Raw genomic sequence first — 19,109 nt, forward strand, 5'->3', positions numbered from 1 at the left:
TTCGGCACCTAACACATTGAATCTATGCATTGCTGTTGCGAAAACCGATTCTGGCTTTCGCAACGATGCGGCAATCAATGCGCGATCGTCTGACCGCCCTCGTCAACGCCATCGACCGTGGCGATAACGGGTGTTTCGATGCTGCCGTCCCACTCGATGGGCTCGGGCATGCGAAGCAGCGCGTGCCTGATGACTTCACCCATGCGCGAAACCGGGATGATCTCCATCTCGTTCTTCACATTATCAGGAATATCCGCCAGGTCCTTGGCGTTTTCTTCCGGGATCAGCACCTTCTTGATGCCGCCGCGAAGCGCGGCAAGCAGCTTTTCCTTCAGGCCGCCAATCGGCAGCACGCGACCACGCAGGGTGATTTCACCCGTCATCGCCACATCCTTCGAGACCGGAATACCGGTCATGATCGAGACGATGGCGGTGGCCATGGCAACGCCGGCGGACGGACCGTCCTTCGGGGTCGCACCTTCCGGAACGTGAACATGGATGTCGCTCTTGTCGAAACGCGGCGGCTCGATGCCGAAGTCCACGGCGCGCGAGCGGACATAAGATGCCGCTGCCGAGATGGATTCCTTCATCACTTCCTTGAGGTTGCCGGTAACCGTCATGCGGCCCTTGCCCGGCATCATCACGCCTTCGATGGTGAGCAGCTCACCGCCGACTTCCGTCCATGCCAGACCGGTGACGACACCGACCTGATCCTCGCGCTCGGCCTCACCGTGGCGGAACCGCGGAACGCCCAGATAATCCGGAACGTTGGCTGCGGTGACTTCCACGGACTTGACCTTGCCCTTGATGATCTCGGTCACGGCCTTTCGTGCAAGCTTCATCAGCTCGCGCTCGAAGCTGCGCACGCCCGCCTCGCGGGTGTATTGCTGGATCACGATCATCAGAGCGTCATCGCTGACCGAGAACTCTTCCGGACGCAGGGCATGTTCCTTGATCGCCTTCGGCAACAGGTGACGCTTGGCGATTTCGCGCTTTTCGTCTTCCGTGTAACCGGCGATGCGGATCACTTCCATACGGTCCATCAGCGGGCCGGGAATGTTCAGCGTGTTGGCCGTGGTCACGAACATCACGTCGGACAGGTCGTATTCCACTTCAAGGTAGTGGTCCATGAAGGTGGAGTTCTGTTCCGGATCGAGAACCTCCAGCAAAGCCGACGACGGGTCGCCACGGAAATCCATGCCCATCTTGTCGATTTCATCGAGCAGGAACAGCGGGTTGGACTTCTTGGCCTTTTTCATCGACTGAACGATCTTGCCCGGCATGGAGCCGATATAGGTACGGCGATGACCGCGGATTTCCGCCTCGTCACGCACGCCACCCAGCGCCATACGCACATATTCGCGGCCGGTCGCCTTGGCGATCGACTTGGCGAGCGAGGTCTTGCCGACGCCGGGAGGACCGACGAGGCACAGGATCGGGCCACGAATCTTGGTGGCGCGCGCCTGCACGGCCAGATATTCGACGATGCGTTCCTTGACCTTGTCGAGACCGAAATGATCCTGATCGAGGATCGCCTCGGCGCTGTTAAGGTCGACCTTGACCTTCGACTTCTTGCCCCAGGGCAGGCTGAGCAGCCAGTCCAGATAGTTGCGCACGACGGTTGCTTCCGCAGACATCGGGCTCATCTGGCGAAGCTTCTTCATCTCCGCTTCAGCCTTTTCCTTGGCTTCCTTGGAGAGCTTCGTCTTGGCGATGCGCTCTTCCAGTTCGGCCATCTCGTCACGGCCATCTTCGCCGTCGCCGAGTTCCTTCTGGATCGCCTTCATCTGTTCGTTCAGGTAATATTCGCGCTGCGTCTTCTCCATCTGGCGCTTGACGCGCGAGCGGATACGCTTCTCGACCTGAAGCACGGAAATTTCGCCTTCCATGAAGCCGAGCGCTTTTTCAAGCCGCTGCTTCACGCTGACGGTTTCCAGCATTTCCTGCTTTTCGGTGATCTTGATCGACAGGTGCGAAGCGACCGTGTCGGCCAGCTTCGAATAATCGTCGATCTGGCCGGCAGCACCGACAACCTCGGGCGAAATCTTCTTGTTGAGCTTCACATAGCTCTCGAATTCCGAAACGACGGAACGCGACAGCGCCTCGATCTCGACCGGGTCTTCGGCAGGTTCCTGCAGCGGCGTCGCAGACGCCTCGTAGAAATCCTCGCGGTCGGTATAGGCGTCGATCTGGGCGCGGCCCTTGCCTTCCACCAGCACCTTCACGGTGCCGTCGGGAAGCTTCAGCAGCTGGAGAACGTTGGCGACCGTGCCGACCTTGTGGATGGCGTCCGGAGCCGGATCGTCATCGCTCGCGTTGATCTGGGTGACAAGCATGATCTGCTTGTCCGAGCCCATGACTTCTTCGAGCGCGCGAATGGATTTTTCCCGCCCGACGAACAGGGGAACGATCATATGCGGGAAAACGACAATGTCGCGCAGGGGAAGTACCGGATAGATACCGCCGGATGCCGCAGACGTGATGTTCGTCATATCATTTCCTTTCATGGTCCCTTTCGGGACACTTTGCCGAACATCTTGGGGCGTCCGGCATATTCATTTCTCGAGACTGAAAGTGGAGTTTCGAAACACCGATTTCAAGTCACCGGAAGAGACGGCCCCGCGCACCGGCACGGCCGTGAAATTCAAACAAAATCCAGCGCCGGCTATTACTCCCGACATTTCCGGTTATCCCCAAGGATCAGGAACCGGGTCGCCGACGGTAATTCACATTTCCGTCATATCGCGCTGCAAATCAGTTTTAAGACTTTATCAGCAAAGCGCAATCCGCTCCAAACGCAAAATCGGGTTCCGCCAAGTTAGCTGCAAGTTTCGCACCTGGCACAACGGAAAAGGCCCGCACGGGTGCGGGCCTTCCGAATTGATCAAAGCGACGGATCAGCCAATCAAGCCGAAACGTTGGCCTTTTCTTCCTGACGATCCGCATAGATGTAAAGCGGGCGAGCGATGCCGCTGACGACATCGTTGGAAATCACCACTTCGCGCACGCCTTCCAGCGTCGGCAGTTCGAACATGGTATCCAGAAGGATCTTTTCCATGATCGAGCGCAGACCGCGGGCACCCGTCTTGCGGGTGATCGCCCGCTTGGCGATCTCGCGCAGGGCGTCCTCGTGGAATGTCAGTTCCACATCTTCCATCTCGAACAGGCGCTGGTACTGCTTGACCAGCGCGTTCTTCGGCTCGGACAGGATCTGGATCAGTGCATCCTCGTCGAGGTCTTCCAGCGTCGCCAGAACCGGCAGACGGCCGATGAATTCCGGGATGAGGCCGAACTTCACCAGATCTTCCGGCTCCAGTTCGCGCAGCACTTCGCCGACGCGGCGATCGTCTTCCGCCTTGACGGTCGCACCGAAGCCGATCGAGGTTTTTTCACCCCTGGCCGAGATGATCTTGTCGAGGCCGGCAAACGCGCCGCCGCAGATGAACAGGATGTTGGTCGTATCCACCTGCAGGAATTCCTGCTGCGGATGCTTGCGACCGCCCTGCGGCGGAACGGAAGCGACCGTGCCTTCCATGATCTTCAGAAGCGCCTGCTGAACGCCCTCGCCCGACACGTCGCGCGTGATGGACGGGTTGTCCGACTTGCGGGAAATCTTGTCGACTTCGTCGATATAGACGATGCCGCGCTGAGCGCGTTCGACATTGTAATCCGCAGCCTGCAACAGCTTCAGGATGATGTTTTCCACGTCCTCGCCGACATAACCGGCTTCGGTCAGCGTCGTTGCGTCTGCCATGGTGAAGGGAACGTCGATGATGCGGGCGAGCGTCTGGGCAAGATAGGTCTTGCCGCAACCCGTCGGACCGACGAGCATGATGTTCGACTTCGCAAGCTCGACATCGCCATTCTTGGAGGCGTGCGCGAGGCGCTTGTAATGGTTGTGAACGGCCACCGACAGGATCTTCTTCGCCTGCTTCTGGCCGATGACATACTCGTCGAGGATCTTGATGATGTCCTGCGGGGTGGGAACACCCTCGCGCGACTTCACCATCGACGTCTTGTTCTCCTCGCGGATGATGTCCATGCACAATTCGACGCATTCATCGCAGATGAATACCGTCGGTCCGGCAATGAGTTTCCGGACTTCGTGCTGGCTCTTGCCGCAGAATGAACAATAGAGTGTATTTTTAGAGTCGCCGCCGTTGCTGCCGCTGACTTTGCTCATATCTCTTTCCTTCCAGCACGCCGCAGGTCCGCCAAACGGATCGCGGTCAACTTACCGCCCGCCGATACGGCCGCCCTTGGGGTGCATCGCCGTATCCGCCTCGTTTCCCGGGGTACTAACCGGTATCAGATACATGAGCTGATAACCGGCTGCAACGAATTCCCCATCAAACCAAAGGCCACGTCATAAAAATTCAACACAGCCTTTATATACACTAATATCGCTTTCTGTTGCGGTTGAAAGCCCCGAAATGACTTTGCGGGGTCAAACAAACGTCAAAAAGCGTCGCGCCTTAATTCGCGGCGGCGCCTTCCATTTCCTGGCGCGAGGTCAGGATCTTGTCGATCACACCCCAGTCCTTCGCCTCGTCTGCATCCATGAAGTGGTCGCGATCAAGGGTTTTTTCAACCTCTTCCAGCGTGCGGCCGGTGTGCTTCACGTAGACTTCATTCAGGCGACGCTTCATTTTGATGATGTCGCGGGCGTGACGTTCGATATCCGAAGCCTGTCCCTGGAAACCGCCGGAGGGCTGGTGCACCATGATGCGGGCATTCGGGGTAGCGAAACGCATTCCCTTTTCGCCAGCGGCCAGGAGCAGCGAACCCATGGATGCGGCCTGGCCGACGCAAAGCGTCGAGACAGCAGGGCGGATGAACTGCATCGTATCGTAGATCGCCATGCCGGCGGTCACGACGCCACCCGGCGAATTGATATAGAGCGCGATTTCCTTCTTCGGGTTTTCAGCCTCAAGGAAAAGCAGCTGCGCGCAGACGAGCGAGGCCATCTGGTCTTCCACCGGACCGGTGAGGAAAATGATGCGTTCCTTGAGAAGACGGGAAAATATGTCATAGGAGCGTTCGCCGCGATTGGTCTGCTCTACGACCATCGGCACCAGAGCCATGGCGGTATCAACTGGATTTTTCATGTCCGTCCTTTGTCAAACTCTGCCCTTCGCGGAAAACCGCTCCGGAATCACTTCTAACCTTCATTCTCCCTACATAGAGTGTCCCTGCCCCGTACTTCAAGACACGAAGCCGCATATCCTTAACGGCTCAACAGCGTTTGCAGGCCGTGAGGCCCGACGTTGGCGGCGCTTTCGAACCGGGCGGGCTGCTCAGGCCTCTTTCCCTCACCGCCACCATTTTTTTACTATGACACGCGACGAGGGCAAAAATCGCCCGCCATGCACAGATATAACTTCTCACCGGCAAGAACTCGTTAGTATTTGCTGCTGATACTGGCCAGCGAATTTCCGGTTCCCGTCAGGGGATGGCCCCATCCGGGCGAAATGGCAGCTCAACAATTCCAGCGGGCATAACGCACCTTGTGCGAAAGGACCCGCTTTTACCGCATGATGGCGCAGATAGGATTTTGCAATGCTGGATGCAAAGACGAGCACGTTACTATGGGCGGCGGAGACGTTCACCCTTGCCGTGCTTTTGGGAACGCTGTGGCTGCACCGCCCTTCCCGCCGGCATAATCTCTATTTCGCGGCTGGTTTCCTCGCCACAGGCTTCGGCACTGTCATGGTGGCGTTTCGCGGAGATATTTCCAGTTTTCTGTCCATTCAGGTCGGCAATACGCTGGCGCTTTCCGCCTTCGGTTTCTGGCTCGCGGGCCTCTTGTGCTTCGAGCAGCGTAAACTCGGCGGCTGGATTGCAATTCCGGCCCTGCTGTGGGTCGCCGGAATGTTCGTGCCACCCGTGCGCGAAGATATGGTCGCCCGCATCCTGCTTTATCATGCCAGCGCGGCCACGGGCTATTTCATGCTCGCCGGCGTCCTTCTAGCCAACAGGGCGCGCGCATCACGCAGCCGGAAGGTACTGGCCACGATCCTGATCCTGCAGGCTTTTGCCGGAGCGCTCGTCGCTTCCATCGTCATTCCTGCCAATGCCGCGATTCCCAATGCCATTCCCATGACATCGGCGCTCTCAATTTCCGGCATGCTCGGCTTCACGGCCATCATCATGATTAGCGCCAAGATCATCATGGAAGATACGGAAACCCGCCTGCACCGGCTTGCCATGACAGACCACCTCACCGGCGTTCTCAACCGGCGCGGTCTGCTGGAGGAGTTCGAACGCATCAAGAAGCGGTCGGCGGCCTCCAGCCGCTACGTGGCGCTGGTGCTGTTCGATATCGACCATTTCAAGAAGATCAACGACAGATACGGCCATCAGTCCGGCGATGCGGTACTCGTGCATTTCTGTAATATCGCGCAGCGCGTGATCGGCGATCGTGGCCTTTTCGTCAGAATGGGCGGCGAGGAATTCGCACTGGTCGCCGAAGTGGAAAGCCCTTCCAGCACGGTGACGCTTGCGGAAGCCATCCGCAGCAATCTGCGCCTTTCGAAGATCAGTTCGCGCGGCGAAGGCATCGAGGTCACGACCAGCGTCGGCATATCCGAAGCCATGATCAAGGATGCGGACCTGAACCTGATGATGACGGAGGCCGACCGCGCGCTTTACGCCGCAAAGAAGGCCGGCCGCAACCGGACCGTGATCCACGTCAATTCGGCCAATGTCGTCGTCCCCTCCCCGGACCGGGACGAAAACCCGATGGACAACAATGCCGACCGGCAGGTTGCGGCGCTGAACCGGATAGCCGTCATCGCCAGTCGGTGACGACATCACCACCCAGGGACACATAGAGAAACACATGCGGGGGCTTTTTCACGGCCTTCCCAAACCACCACGCGCGGACTAAACCATAGGCATGACAGCGACATTTCCCTTTCTCAAAATCGACACCGCCACGCGCCGTGTTTCCCTTGATGCCCGCGACCCGGCCTTCTACAACGACCCGAACCCGGTCTATGCCGCCCTGCATGCCCAATGTCCCACCTTCTATTGGGAAGAGCAGCGGCAATGGTTCTTCACCGGATACGAGCATGTCAGCGCCCTTCTGCGCGATCGCCGGTTCGGACGGCAGATCCTGCATGTCGCGAGCCGCGAGGAAATCGGCTTGGCAGAGCCGCTCGAACATGTGAAGCATTTCGATGCCGCCGAGCAGCATTCGCTTCTGGAACTGGAACCACCGGAACATACGCGGCTGCGCACGCTCATCAACCGTGCCTTCGTTTCGCGGCATGTCGACAAGATGAAGCCGAAAATCGAGGAACTCGCCAACCGGCTGATCGACGCCTTCGAGCGGAACGGCGAGACGGAACTGCTAGCCTCCTATGCCGACATCATTCCGGTAACGATGATCGCGCGGATGATCGGCATTCCCGAAGAAATGGGGCCGCAGCTGCTGAAATGGTCGCACGCCTATGTCGGCATGTACATGTTCAAGCGCACCCCCGAGGACGAGCTTCTGGCCGACAAGGCCGCGCATGAATTCTCAGACTATGTGCGCAGCGTGATTGCTGAGCGGCGGGCGGAGCCGAAGGACGATCTGCTGAGCCACATGATCCACACGGAACACAAGGGCCAGTATCTGACCGACGACGAGCTGATCTCCACCACCATCGTTCTGTTGAACGCTGGGCACGAGGCAACCGTGCACCAGATCGGCAATTCCGTGCGCATCATTCTGGAAAGCGGCATTTCCCCCGACACCCTGTTCCACGACGAGACGGCCACGGAACGCACGGTTGAGGAGACGCTGCGCATCTGCGCGCCCGTCCATATCTTCCAGCGCTGGGTTCTGGAACCGGTGGAGATTGACGGCGTGGAATTCAAACGCGGCGACAAGGTCAGCCTCATTCTGGCAGCGGCCAATCTCGATCCGACGAAATTTTCCGATCCGCTGGCCTTCAGGCCGGACCGGAACGAAGGCGCCAACGTCTCCTTCGGCGCCGGTATCCATTTCTGCATCGGCGCGCCGCTGGCGAGGCTGGAGCTGAACCTCGCTTTGCCGTTGCTTTTCAAGCGCCTGCCGGGTCTGAAGATTGCCGAGCCGCCCAGGGTCAAGGACGTCTATCATTTCCACGGTCTGGAACGGCTCGATCTCAGCTGGTGACAGCCACGCGGGAAATTACCTTTTCCCGGCGGTGGACGTATAAAATCATCCGGCCACTAAAGCCGGATGACATAATCCTTGCGGGTCGTTTCGACGACCTCCCAGGTGCCCTTGAATCCCGGCCGCAGGATCAGCCTGTCGCCCGCTCTCAGGTCGCGCGGGGTTCCGCCATCCTCGGTCAGGATCGAGTGACCCTCGAGAATGTTGAAATATTCCCATTCGTCATAGACCACCCGCCATTTGCCGGGCGTCGACTGCCAGATACCGGCATAGATGCCACCAGGCGCTTCCTCCAGATTCCATGTGGTGAATCTGGGATCGCCGGAAATCAGCCTTTCCGGCGCGGGTGCACTATGCTCCACCTCAACGGAAACATTATCGTCCGCAGCGGTCTGTGTATCTTCGAATGCCAGAAAATTCGTCATGACGATCCCGGTCTATCAGAGCTTTGCAAGCGATTGTTCGAGATCGGCGATGATGTCTTTGACATCTTCGATGCCGATCGACAGGCGCACCACATCCGGCCCGGCGCCTGCTGCCGTCTGCTGTTCCGGTGTCAGCTGCGCGTGGGTGGTGGAGGCCGGATGGATGACCAGAGAGCGCGTATCGCCGATGTTGGCGAGATGCGAGAAGAGTTGCAGGCCTTCCACCAGCGCCTTGCCAGCGGCATAACCACCCTTGATGCCGAAGGTGAAGACGGACCCCGCCCCCTTTGGCGAATAATGCTGCTGGATGGCGTAGTTGTCGCTGTCCTCCAGCCCGGCATAATGCACCCAGCCGACCTTGGGATGCGCCTTCAGCCATTTGGCAACGGCGAGCGCATTGTCGGAATGGCGCTGAACGCGCAGCGGCAGGGTTTCTATGCCGGTGAGGATGAGGAAGGCATTGAAGGGCGAGATTGCCGGACCGAGGTCACGCAAGCCCAGAACGCGGCAGGCGATGGCGAAAGCGAAATTGCCGAAGGTCTGGTGTAGCACGACACCGGAATATTCCGGCCGCGGCTGCGACAGCGCCGGGTATTTGTCGGTCGCCGACCAGTCGAAGGTTCCACCGTCAACGATGATACCGCCCATGGAATTGCCGTGGCCGCCGAGGAATTTCGTCAGCGAATGCAGCACGATATCCGCGCCATGCTCCAGCGGCCGCAACAGATAGGGGCTCGCCATGGTGTTGTCGACGATGAGAGGCAGGCCATGCCGGTGGGCGACATCGGCAATTGCGGCAATATCTACGAATGTGCCACCGGGATTGGCGAGGCTTTCGATGAAGATGGCGCGGGTACGGTCATCGATCTGCCGTTCAAAACTGGCCGGATCGGCCGCGTCGGCCCAGCGCACCTGCCAGTCGAAGCCCTTGAAGGCGTGGCCGAACTGGTTGATGGAGCCGCCATAAAGCTGGCGGGCGGAGACGAAATTATCGCCGTGTTGCAACAACGTGTGGAAGACCAGCAATTGCGCGGCGTGACCGGATGCGACGGCAAGCGCTGCCGTACCGCCCTCAAGCGCCGCCACGCGCTCTTCCAGAACCGCTTGGGTGGGGTTCATGATGCGTGTGTAGATATTGCCGAACTCTTTCAATCCGAACAGGGCGGCGGCGTGATCGGCGTCACGGAAGGCAAAGGCCGTCGTCTGGTAGATCGGCGTTGCGCGCGCGCCGGTGGTCGGGTCTGGCTGCGCGCCCGCATGGACGGCCAGCGTTGAAAACCCGGGATTGCTGCTCGGCATGATGTTTCCTCCAATGCTATTTTGGAGGGATCATAATGTCTTGCCGCCAAATGATAAATCCAATGTGTGCTAACTATCGCACAATATTGAGACGCGGATACTCAATTGCGGGGCAACGGTCCATCACCACGTTCATGCCGTAGGCCTCCGCCTTGGCGGCGGCATTGTCATCCCTGACGGAAAGCTGGCCCCAGATCACCGATGGCCGCTCGGGCAGCAATATCGCCTCTTCGACAATCGCCGACAAATATTCGGGTGCCCGGAACACATCGACCATGTCGACAGGTTCGGGAATATCAGCGAGCCGGGCATAGACCTTCTGCCCCAATATCTCCTTGCCCGCCTGACCGGGATTGACCGGGAACACACGGTAACCCTTGGACAAGAGAAAACGCATGACGCCATGGCTCGGCCGGTCCGGATTGGGAGACGCGCCGAGCAGAGCGATGGTCCTGACATCCGTCAGGATTTTTCTGAGGTAATCCGGCTCATAAGTATCATGCTGCATGTCAACTTCTCCCTCTGGCATATCGTGCGGTTTGAGGTTCTCCGGCGCGGTCCGACGCTTGATAGCCCGCGAGCATCGCGTCTCCCGCATAAATCAGCGAAAGCGTTTTTGGCACCGCTTTTTTGCGGCTGTCATTCTCAATCTAGGAAGCGACATCGTTCTCTTGAACCCCTGCCTGATTGAAAATACTGAACATGGTGGGTTCATCATCCCGTCACGGCACGGTGTCGCCTGCGCAAAATGATTTCACAAAAACACCCCAACCACCGTTGTATTGAGTATTTTTGTCCAGTTCTCAAAAGGTGCTTATTAGGGGGAATACTTGCTAAAACAACATTTGCGTGCATATCATGCGCCCTTCGTCTCCTGTTTGTTTTCATTCCGTTCACCGATTAATTAGCCACATCTAATTTTCAGAAAGTTATTCTGCAAATCAAACCATAGGCAAAACTGCAACGTTGCAGTCAGCGCTTCAGTAATGAATTGAAACTTCTTTTCATTTTTGGCAAAGGCGCCATCAATAAATTGATACACCTCTCCCTGCGGAATACGGGAGATTTTGAGCGGAAATAATCGCCGAAATCGGTGGCATTTTTCGAAAAATAGGCTCCGTAACGAAACCACAAGCTGTGCGCCAGACATCGACGCATCCGTCTCGCTGATGAAATCATGAGCAGCGGTGCATACCAGCTCAGGCAAAGCCGTCCACTTCGTCTCGCAACAGGCACCAACCCGAAATTTAACGCGCGTCATAATCCGTAAAGTTGCCGCGGCTTGCGCAGCAGGATCGGCGTCTCACATCGCCACCCTCGAAAATGGATTCCGGTTTTCAAGCCGATGCTGTAGGTTGCCCAGAGTAGCCCGCGAGCGAGTCTCTATTGTGACATTTGACATTCTTATTCTGGTGCTTCTGGGCGCGATACTGCATGCCGGATGGAATGCGCTGGTAAAATCCGGATCCGACAAGTCGCTGGACGCCTCGCTGATCGCGGCGGGGGCCGCGGCCTGCTCGTTACCGTTCCTGCCCTTCCTGCCGTTTCCCGCGCCGGTGGCCATTCCGTTCCTCATCGCCTCGGCTTTTCTGCAATTTGCCTATTTCCGCCTTGTCGCCGCCGCCTATACGATCGGCGATATCGGCCTTGTTTATCCCGTCATGCGCGGCGTTGCGCCCCTGATCGTCGCGGCAACGAGCAGCCTTTTTCTGAGCGAGGTTCTAAGCCCGCTTGCGCTTGCCGGGATCGCTATCATTTCCGGCGGCATCCTGACGCTTGCCTTCGAAGCACGGCGCGGCGGCGGCAAGGCAATCATCCTTGCGCTTATCAATGCCTTCGTGATCGCCTCCTACACCTTCGTCGATGGTGTCGGCGCAAGGCTTTCCGGTAATGCGATTTCCTATACGCTGTGGATGTCGCTGCTGCCGCCCGTGCTGCTTTTCGGTTTTGCCTTTTACCAGCGCGGCGTAGGCGCGGTCGCGCGGCATGTGCAGCGCAACTGGTGGCGTGGCCTGATCGGTGGCGGCGGCTCCATTCTCTCCTACGGGCTGGCGCTCTACGCCATGACCAAGGCCCCCGTCGCCGTCGTCGCGGCCCTTCGCGAAACCTCCATTCTGTTTGCGCTGGTTATCTCCGTCGTGATCCTCAAAGAACGCGCCAGCATCTGGCGTTATCTCGCCGGTGGCATCATCGCGGCGGGCGTTCTGGTCATGCGACTGGGATAAAACGGACCAGATTAATGGGGTAAAATAATACCACATAAATAACATATTGTTTTTATTGTCTTATTTTTACGATCAGCCAAAACCGTCATATTGACGCTTCCGCAGCTACACCGTATAAGCGCGCCAGATCGAATTCCAAGCGGAATATGGTCATTTGCGGTCGCCTTCCATGCGACCAAACCAAGCAACAAGAAACGCCCGTATGCTCTATTCAAAAAGAGGATGACGGGTCCACGTTAGAGAGTGAAACCTATGTCTACTTTCGTTCAGAAGCCTGCTGAGGTGGAGAAGAAGTGGGTCATCATCGACGCCGAAGGCCTCGTTGTTGGTCGCCTCGCCACCATCATTGCTACCCGCCTGCGCGGCAAGCACAAGGCCACCTACACCCCCCACGTTGATGATGGCGACAACGTCATCGTTATCAACGCGGAAAAGATTGCCTTCACCGGCAACAAGTACTCCGACAAGAAGTACTACTGGCACACCGGTCACCCGGGTGGCATCAAGGAGCGTACGGCTCGCCAGATCATCGAAGGTCGCTTCCCGGAGCGCGTCGTTGAAAAGGCCGTCGAGCGCATGATCCCGCGCGGCCCGCTCGGCCGTCGCCAGATGAAGAACCTGCGCGTTTACGCCGGCTCGAACCACCCGCACGAAGCACAGCAGCCGGTCGTTCTCGACGTAGCCGTGCTCAACAAGAAGAACGTAAGGAGCGCCTGATAATGGCCGATCTTTCCTCTCTGAAAGACCTCGCCCCGGCATCGGAAGCTTCGGCTCCCGTGCACGTCCGCAAGGTTGACACTCTCGGCCGCTCCTACGCGACCGGCAAGCGCAAGAACGCCGTTGCCCGCGTATGGGTAAAGCCGGGTTCTGGCAAGATCATCATCAACGGCCGCGATTTCACCACGTATTTCGCACGTCCGGTTCTGCAGATGATCCTTCAGCAGCCGATCGTTGCCGTTGCACGCACGGGTCAGTTCGACATCATCGCCACCGTTGCCGGTGGTGGTCTGTCCGGTCAGGCCGGTGCCGTTCGTCACGGTCTGTCCAAGGCCCTCACCTACTTCGAACCGGGCCTGCGCGCTGTTCTGAAGAAGGGTGGCTTCCTGACCCGCGACAGCCGCGTTGTCGAGCGTAAGAAGTACGGTAAGGCCAAGGCCCGCCGTTCGTTCCAGTTCTCCAAGCGTTAATCGCTTACTGGTGCAATATACCTTCGAAAGGCGGGGCTTCGGCTCCGCCTTTTTTCGTTGTTTTGCTCCCTTGTTTTTTTGAAGAGAAGACAGCACCCTCACCTCACAGTCCGCAACGAGGTGATTAATGCCGTCCAAAACCATCGACCACGCCTTCACCGCCGCAACGCTCACATCGGCTGCGACCGACCCCACCCATGCGGGCGTCCTCTCCTTCATGCGGCGCAAATATACCAAGAACCTCAAGGGCGTATCGACGGCCATCTGGGGCGTCCCCTTCGATGCGGCAACATCCAACCGGCCGGGCGCACGCTTCGGGCCGCAGGCGATCCGCCGCGCCTCCGCGATCTTCGATAACGACCCGCAATATCCCTTCGCCCGCGATCTCTTCGCCCATATGCCGACGATCGATTATGGCGACTGTCTGCTCGACTATGGCAATCACTGGAAAACGCCAGAGGCAATCGAAAAGGAAGCGCGCAAGATCATCTCCAAAACCGATTATCTGCTGACGCTCGGCGGCGACCATTTCATCACCTGGCCGCTTCTGAAGGCGCATGTGGCCAAACATGGCCCGCTGGCGCTGGTGCATTTCGATGCGCATCAGGACACATGGTTCGATGACGGCAAACGCATCGACCACGGTTCCTTCGTGGCGCGCGCCGTGCGCGACGGCCTGATCGATCCAGACCGCTCGATCCAGATCGGCATCCGCACCCATGCGCCGGAGGATTTCGGCATCCGCATTCTCCACGGCTATGAGGTGGAGGAGATGCGGGCAAGCGACATAGCCTCGCTGATCGTCAAGCACACGGCAGGCATACCGGTCTATCTCACCTTCGATATCGATTGCCTCGATCCCGCCTTCGCGCCCGGAACCGGCACACCTGTCGCCGGTGGGCCGACCAGCGCCAAGATCCTGTCCGTCCTGCGCGGGCTCGGCCAGCTCGATATTCGCGGCTCCGACGTGGTGGAAGTTGCGCCCGCTTACGACCACGCTGATATCACCGCCATTGCCGGAGCCACCGTTGCAATGTATATGCTTGGCCTGCGTGCCGAACGGCTGGCGAAGGCCGGCTGACAGTAAAAAACGGCACTTGAAAAACTGATTCCGATTATCCCCACAACCCTTTGAAAAGTCAGGACAAGGACATGACAGCGAAGATATTCATCGATGGCGAACACGGCACAACGGGTCTGCAGATCCGCACGCGCCTTGCTGGTCGCCGCGATATCGAATTGCTGTCCATTCCCGAAGCCGAGCGTCGCAACGCTGCTATCCGCGAGGATATGCTCAACAACGCCGACATTTCGATCCTCTGCCTGCCGGACGATGCTTCCCGGGAAGCCGTCTCGATGGTGGCCAGCAACAACAATGTCCGCATCATCGACACCTCGACCGCCTATCGCGTCCACAAGGACTGGGCTTACGGTTTTGCCGAAATGGACAAGGAACAGGGCGAAAAGGTTCGTTCCGCCCGCTTCGTCGCCAATCCGGGCTGCTACCCGACAGGCGCGATCGGCCTGCTGCGTCCGCTGCGCGCCAGCGGCATCCTGCCGGACGGTTATCCTGTTAGCGTCAATGCGGTCTCCGGTTATACCGGTGGCGGCAAGCAGATGATTGCGCAGATGGAAGACCAGAGCCGGGACGATGCGATCAGCGCCAACAACTTCCTCTACGGCCTGACGCTCGCGCACAAGCATGTTCCCGAGATGACCATCCATGGCCAGCTCGACCGTGCGCCGCTGTTTGCGCCCTCCGTCGGACGTTTCCCGCAGGGCATGATCGTGCAGGTTCCGCTGTTTGCCGCAGACCTTAGGGAAGGCACGACCATCGAGACCGTGCATGCAGCGCTTGCCGCCCATTATGCCGGACAGGACATCGTCAGCGTGGTTCCGCTTGCCGAGAGCAAGGGGCTTTCCCGCATCGATGCTGAGGAACTGGCGGGCAAGGACACGATGAAGCTGTTCGTATTCGGCACGCCGGGCGGCGAACACATCAATCTCGTGGCGTTGCTCGACAATCTCGGCAAGGGCGCATCCGGTGCAGCTGTCCAGAACATGGAACTGATGCTGTCTGCATGAGATTGGCCATCCCCGCTTTTCCGGCCTCGTGGAATATCGAGGCCGCAAAACAGATTGCCGATACGCCGGCCGGGGTGGTTTACGAAGTCAGACTTGGCGATGGTTCCCTTGCCGTCGCCAAGGCACTGAAACACAAGGTTCTGAAAGACAGCCTGCGCGGCGCGGATTTCATTGAATGGCGAGCGGGTATCGGCTGCGTGAAGCTGCTCGACCGCTCCGACGACATTCTCCTGATGGAACATGCCGGCACGGAAACCTTACGCGACGTGCTGTTCCGGGATGGTGATGACGATGCCGCGACCGCAATCGCCGCCGATGTTCTCCTGCACTATCACCGGCCATCAATACAGACGCCGCCAACAAGCCTGCTGACACTGCCGCGATATTTCCAAAGCCTGTTCCGTAAAGCCAAACAGGACCGTGATGACGGTGCGGACAGCCTCTATATCGAGGGCGCTACGCTCGCGCAGGAGCTTATCGGCCGCCAAAGCGATATCAGGCCGCTGCACGGCGATCTGCACCATGAGAACATCATGCGCAGTGCGCGCGGCTGGATCGTCATCGACCCGGCTGGCCTGATCGGCGATGCGGCACTTGATGTCGCCAACATGTTCTCCAACCCGCTAGACCGCTTCGATCTGACACGCAGTGAAGCGCGCATCGCCTCCATGGCGGCGATTTTCGCAAAGACGCTCAAACGCGACGAACAGGTGCTTCTGCAATATGCCTTCGCTTATGGCTGCCTTTCGGCGGCGTGGCATGAAGAAGACGGCAATGCCAGGGAGTGCGACGACGAACTGGCCGTTGCGGCGACCATCAACACCGTGCTGAAGCAGTTTTAACGGCTCTCAATCCCTGACCTCAACCGCGACCGGGGCCGGATATTCGCCGATGAATCCGCGCCAGTGGGCGACCGAAAAACCGAGCACGATCAGTGCCATGCCCTGATGGGCGAGCGCCACATGAATATCGACATGCATCAGAAGCGTGGTGATGCCGAGTGCCGCCTGAATGGAGATCAGCACGAAGAACAGCACGGCGCGGCGGGCATGCGGCGTGCCGGGCAAGGCACGGGCAAGGGCAAGGGACACCATGTGCCACAGCGTGGCGGCAAACAGGGTGTAGGCCCCCAGGCGATGGACGAACTGCACCGTCTTCGGGTTTTCAAACAGGTTGATCCACCAGGGCTGTTGCAGGAAAAGATCGCCAGGCACCAGAGAACCGTCCATCAGCGGCCAGGTATTGTAAGAGAGACCGGCATTCAGCCCCGCCACCAGCGCACCGAGATAAATCTGGAACAGACAGAGGAAGGTCAGCAGCGCGGCAAAACGGCGGCCGGTCGTTTCATTGGCAGCATCGGGCGAATGGTGCGACAGGCCGCGCAATATCCACATGCAACCCGCAAAGATGAGGCAGGCGATCGTCAGATGCGTGGCAAGGCGATATTGCGAGACATCCGTGCGGTTGACGAGGCCTGATGACACCATCCACCAGCCAACGAAGCCCTGAAAGCCGCCAAGCCCAAGAAGGCCGATGAGCGGCAGACGCAGGCGCTTTTCGATGCGGCCGGTCAACCAGAAGAAGGCGAGCGGCAGGGCGAAGATGAGGCCGATGGCGCGGGCAAGCAGACGATGCGCCCATTCCCACCAGAAGATCGTCTTGAACTCATCGAGCGACATGCCCCGGTTGATTTCCTGATATTGGGGAATACGCTTGTAGAGCTGGAATTCCTCTTCCCATTCGGCAACGGAAAGCGGCGGGATGGCGCCATGAATCGGTTTCCATTCGGTAATCGACAGGCCAGATTCGGTAAGCCGCGTCGCGCCGCCGACAAGAACGAGACAGAAGAGCGTGAAGAGAACGACGCGCAGCCAGATGCGCAGCAGGCGGCGGTCCTTCTCCTGTTTCTGCAGGGCAGCCTCCACCACCATTTCCGCAGAACCATTTGCCATCGTCATGCCGCTAGAACGCATCTTTGAGGTCTCCATCATATAGTCATGTTGATTAGCCCCAACCGGCACCACAAAACAAGGCCTCAGGGTTTGCGGCATCCGGTCGCGGCGGTATAGTCGCGCCAGACATTAGATCGTCCTGTCTCTCCTTCGAATCACCAAGACGATCTAGATTTTTTGTTTTACACATGCCTTTTTCCCAAAACCGGTGACAGTTTTGGGAGACATGCTCGGTTACGGAAGATTTCATGCACCCTCGCCTCAGATCGCTCATCGGCACCATCGTCATCATCTGCCTCGTTGTGGTTTACGCCGTGGCAGCGACGGCCATCGCGTCGGCGACGCTGGCGCAATCGCCATGGTGGGTGCATCTTGCCTACTTCGTGCTGAGCGGGCTTTTGTGGATACTGCCCGCCATGCTGGTCATCAAATGGATGGCCGGATCCAAAAAGCAGGGATAGGCACCTGCCTGCCACGGGACATCCAGAAGTCGAAATTTTATAAACCTCTTGTTTGCCGCTCAACGGTATAGTCTCACCGAAACAACCGGAGAGAGTGGATGGCGGCTGAGGGGCCGGTCACAGTCAGCGAGGGTAAGGGACCAGCCGCCGTGCAAATCGAGCGGCGGGGCACCGATCGTCTGGCTATCGATCTCGTTGACGATGCCTCGACCATCCGTTCTGACTGGGAGCAGCTGGAGAGCGACCCGCTCAATTCGCTGCATCAGGGGTTCGGCTGGTGTTCCATCTGGGCGCAAACACAGGACAGCCCCCTCCTCATCATTCGCGGCAGGCAGAGCGGCAGGACGGTCTTCCTGCTGCCGCTCGAAATCGTTCAGGAAGGCGGCATCCGCAAGGCGTGTTTTCCCGGCGGCCGTTTCAACAATATCAATACCGGACTTTTCGACCGGTCCTTCGCCGAAGAGGCAGGGCATAAGACGGCGGCGGCCATTGCTCGCGAGGCGCGAAAGCTGCTCCATGGTCGGGCAGATATTCTGGCCTTGCAGAACATACCGCTGATCTGGCGTGGCAGGACCAACCCGCTCGCGCATCTGGCATCCGTTGAAAACCCGAACCCGGCCTTCCAGCTTCCCCTGATGGAGAGTTTCGAGAGCACGCTTCGGCAAATCAACGCCAAAAGGCGGCGAAAGAAATTCCGCATCCAGAGCCGAAGGGTCGGGGAAATAGGTGGCTATAGCCATGTGATCGCGCGATCACCCCAGGAAAAATGCGAATTGTTGCGGGTGTTCTTCCGGCAGAAGGCCGTCCGTTTCGCCTCGCAGGGCATTCCGGATGTGTTTCGCGATCAATCGGTGCAGGAGTTTTTCCACGATCTAGCGACGTTTCCGGAGACGGGCACGGACAGTCTTCTGGAGTTGCACGCCATTCGTCTGCATGGCGAAAACGAAGGTGTCATCGCTGCCATATCGGGTCTTTCGCGCAAGCAGGACCATGTCATCTGCCAGTTCGGTTCAATCGATGAGGCGGTTGAGGACATCAGCCCCGGCGAGCTGCTGTTCTGGCTGATGATCGAACGGGCTTGCAACGAAAAAGCCGCGATCTTCGATTTCGGCGTCGGCGATCAGCTTTACAAGCGCAGCTGGTGTCCGCTTTCCACCGTGCAACACGATATTTTCCTGCCGGTGACATTGAAGGGCCGCGGCGGCGGCGGCCTATATCGCCATTGCCCGCACGAAGAGCGTGATCAAATCCAATCCGGCGCTCTATGCCTTCATTCAGCGTTTCCGCGCCGGCAGGCCCCGCACAGACGTCGCCGGCTGAACGGATTAC

General features: G+C 58.6%; 17 protein-coding genes and 1 pseudogene. 10 read left to right on the plus strand and 8 right to left on the minus strand.

The features are described 5' to 3' along the window. Window positions 1-74: 74 nt before the first annotated feature. The 3 genes from lon to clpP form a co-directional block, all read right to left on the minus strand. The gene (gene lon / locus RBH10_RS16645) at window positions 75-2,492 is read right to left on the minus strand and encodes an endopeptidase La (RefSeq protein ID WP_045015947.1); all 2,418 of its coding nucleotides are present in this window, start codon (window positions 2,490-2,492) and stop codon (window positions 75-77) included. A gap of 413 nt (window positions 2,493-2,905) precedes the next feature. Further along, window positions 2,906-4,183, minus strand: coding sequence for an ATP-dependent Clp protease ATP-binding subunit ClpX (gene clpX / locus RBH10_RS16650; protein WP_045015946.1), 1,278 nt, complete (start codon window positions 4,181-4,183; stop codon window positions 2,906-2,908). Between the two features lie 292 nt (window positions 4,184-4,475). Beyond that, entirely contained in the window at window positions 4,476-5,108 is a 633-nt protein-coding gene (gene clpP / locus RBH10_RS16655) for an ATP-dependent Clp endopeptidase proteolytic subunit ClpP (protein WP_003496491.1), read from the minus strand. A 451-nt stretch (window positions 5,109-5,559) separates the two neighbouring features. Between clpP and RBH10_RS16660 the strand changes: the two genes are divergently transcribed. Both RBH10_RS16660 and RBH10_RS16665 read left to right on the plus strand, forming a co-directional pair. Next, a complete protein-coding gene (locus RBH10_RS16660; protein WP_045015945.1) occupies window positions 5,560-6,807 on the plus strand; it encodes a diguanylate cyclase in 1,248 nt (415 codons plus the stop codon). A gap of 91 nt (window positions 6,808-6,898) precedes the next feature. Continuing rightward, complete coding sequence (locus tag RBH10_RS16665) at window positions 6,899-8,146, plus strand: cytochrome P450 (RefSeq protein WP_281036457.1); 1,248 nt, start codon at window positions 6,899-6,901, stop codon at window positions 8,144-8,146. Between the two features lie 56 nt (window positions 8,147-8,202). Here the strand turns inward: RBH10_RS16665 and RBH10_RS16670 are convergent, their stop codons facing one another. The 4 genes from RBH10_RS16670 to RBH10_RS16685 form a co-directional block, all read right to left on the minus strand. After that, the gene (locus RBH10_RS16670) at window positions 8,203-8,571 is read right to left on the minus strand and encodes a cupin domain-containing protein (protein ID WP_281036456.1); all 369 of its coding nucleotides are present in this window, start codon (window positions 8,569-8,571) and stop codon (window positions 8,203-8,205) included. Window positions 8,572-8,586: 15 nt separating this feature from the next. Next, window positions 8,587-9,870, minus strand: coding sequence for an O-acetylhomoserine aminocarboxypropyltransferase (locus RBH10_RS16675; RefSeq protein WP_045015942.1), 1,284 nt, complete (start codon window positions 9,868-9,870; stop codon window positions 8,587-8,589). Window positions 9,871-9,943: 73 nt separating this feature from the next. After that, on the minus strand, window positions 9,944-10,378 hold the full coding sequence (locus tag RBH10_RS16680) for a CoA-binding protein (RefSeq protein WP_045015941.1): 435 nt from the start codon (window positions 10,376-10,378) through the stop codon (window positions 9,944-9,946). A gap of 396 nt (window positions 10,379-10,774) precedes the next feature. Beyond that, a complete protein-coding gene (locus tag RBH10_RS16685) occupies window positions 10,775-11,131 on the minus strand; it encodes a hypothetical protein (RefSeq protein ID WP_281036455.1) in 357 nt (118 codons plus the stop codon). 127 nt (window positions 11,132-11,258) lie between these two features. Here RBH10_RS16685 and RBH10_RS16690 point away from each other — a divergent pair, with 127 nt between their 5' ends. The 6 genes from RBH10_RS16690 (at window position 11,259) to RBH10_RS16715 (ending at window position 16,209) form a co-directional block, all read left to right on the plus strand. Beyond that, window positions 11,259-12,095 (plus strand): EamA family transporter, encoded by an 837-nt coding sequence (locus RBH10_RS16690; protein ID WP_281036454.1) that lies wholly within the window; start codon window positions 11,259-11,261, stop codon window positions 12,093-12,095. 252 nt (window positions 12,096-12,347) lie between these two features. After that, the gene (gene rplM / locus RBH10_RS16695; RefSeq protein WP_038490710.1) at window positions 12,348-12,812 is read left to right on the plus strand and encodes a 50S ribosomal protein L13; all 465 of its coding nucleotides are present in this window, start codon (window positions 12,348-12,350) and stop codon (window positions 12,810-12,812) included. 2 nt (window positions 12,813-12,814) lie between these two features. Continuing rightward, window positions 12,815-13,282 (plus strand): 30S ribosomal protein S9, encoded by a 468-nt coding sequence (rpsI, locus tag RBH10_RS16700; protein WP_003512631.1) that lies wholly within the window; start codon window positions 12,815-12,817, stop codon window positions 13,280-13,282. Between the two features lie 127 nt (window positions 13,283-13,409). Further along, the gene (speB, locus tag RBH10_RS16705) at window positions 13,410-14,363 is read left to right on the plus strand and encodes an agmatinase (RefSeq protein ID WP_045015938.1); all 954 of its coding nucleotides are present in this window, start codon (window positions 13,410-13,412) and stop codon (window positions 14,361-14,363) included. A 71-nt stretch (window positions 14,364-14,434) separates the two neighbouring features. Beyond that, complete coding sequence (gene argC / locus RBH10_RS16710) at window positions 14,435-15,367, plus strand: N-acetyl-gamma-glutamyl-phosphate reductase (protein WP_281036453.1); 933 nt, start codon at window positions 14,435-14,437, stop codon at window positions 15,365-15,367. Then, window positions 15,364-16,209, plus strand: coding sequence for an aminoglycoside phosphotransferase family protein (locus RBH10_RS16715; protein ID WP_281036452.1), 846 nt, complete (start codon window positions 15,364-15,366; stop codon window positions 16,207-16,209). Before argC ends, RBH10_RS16715 begins: the two co-directional genes overlap by 4 nt. A 6-nt stretch (window positions 16,210-16,215) precedes the next feature. Here the strand turns inward: RBH10_RS16715 and RBH10_RS16720 are convergent, their stop codons facing one another. Next, entirely contained in the window at window positions 16,216-17,325 is a 1,110-nt protein-coding gene (locus tag RBH10_RS16720) for a COX15/CtaA family protein (protein ID WP_281037361.1), read from the minus strand. Between the two features lie 242 nt (window positions 17,326-17,567). On the opposite strand from RBH10_RS16720, the gene RBH10_RS16725 reads away from it, so the two are divergent. Beyond that, entirely contained in the window at window positions 17,568-17,780 is a 213-nt protein-coding gene (locus RBH10_RS16725; protein ID WP_045015935.1) for a DUF2842 domain-containing protein, read from the plus strand. A gap of 98 nt (window positions 17,781-17,878) precedes the next feature. Continuing rightward, window positions 17,879-19,100, plus strand: a pseudogene (uppA, locus tag RBH10_RS16730) (polysaccharide biosynthesis GNAT family N-acetyltransferase UppA). Window positions 19,101-19,109 lie beyond the last annotated feature (9 nt).

Source organism: Rhizobium sp. AN73, assembly GCF_030757975.1.
In the GTDB taxonomy this organism is placed as follows: Bacteria; Pseudomonadota; Alphaproteobacteria; order Rhizobiales; family Rhizobiaceae; genus Agrobacterium; species Agrobacterium arsenijevicii.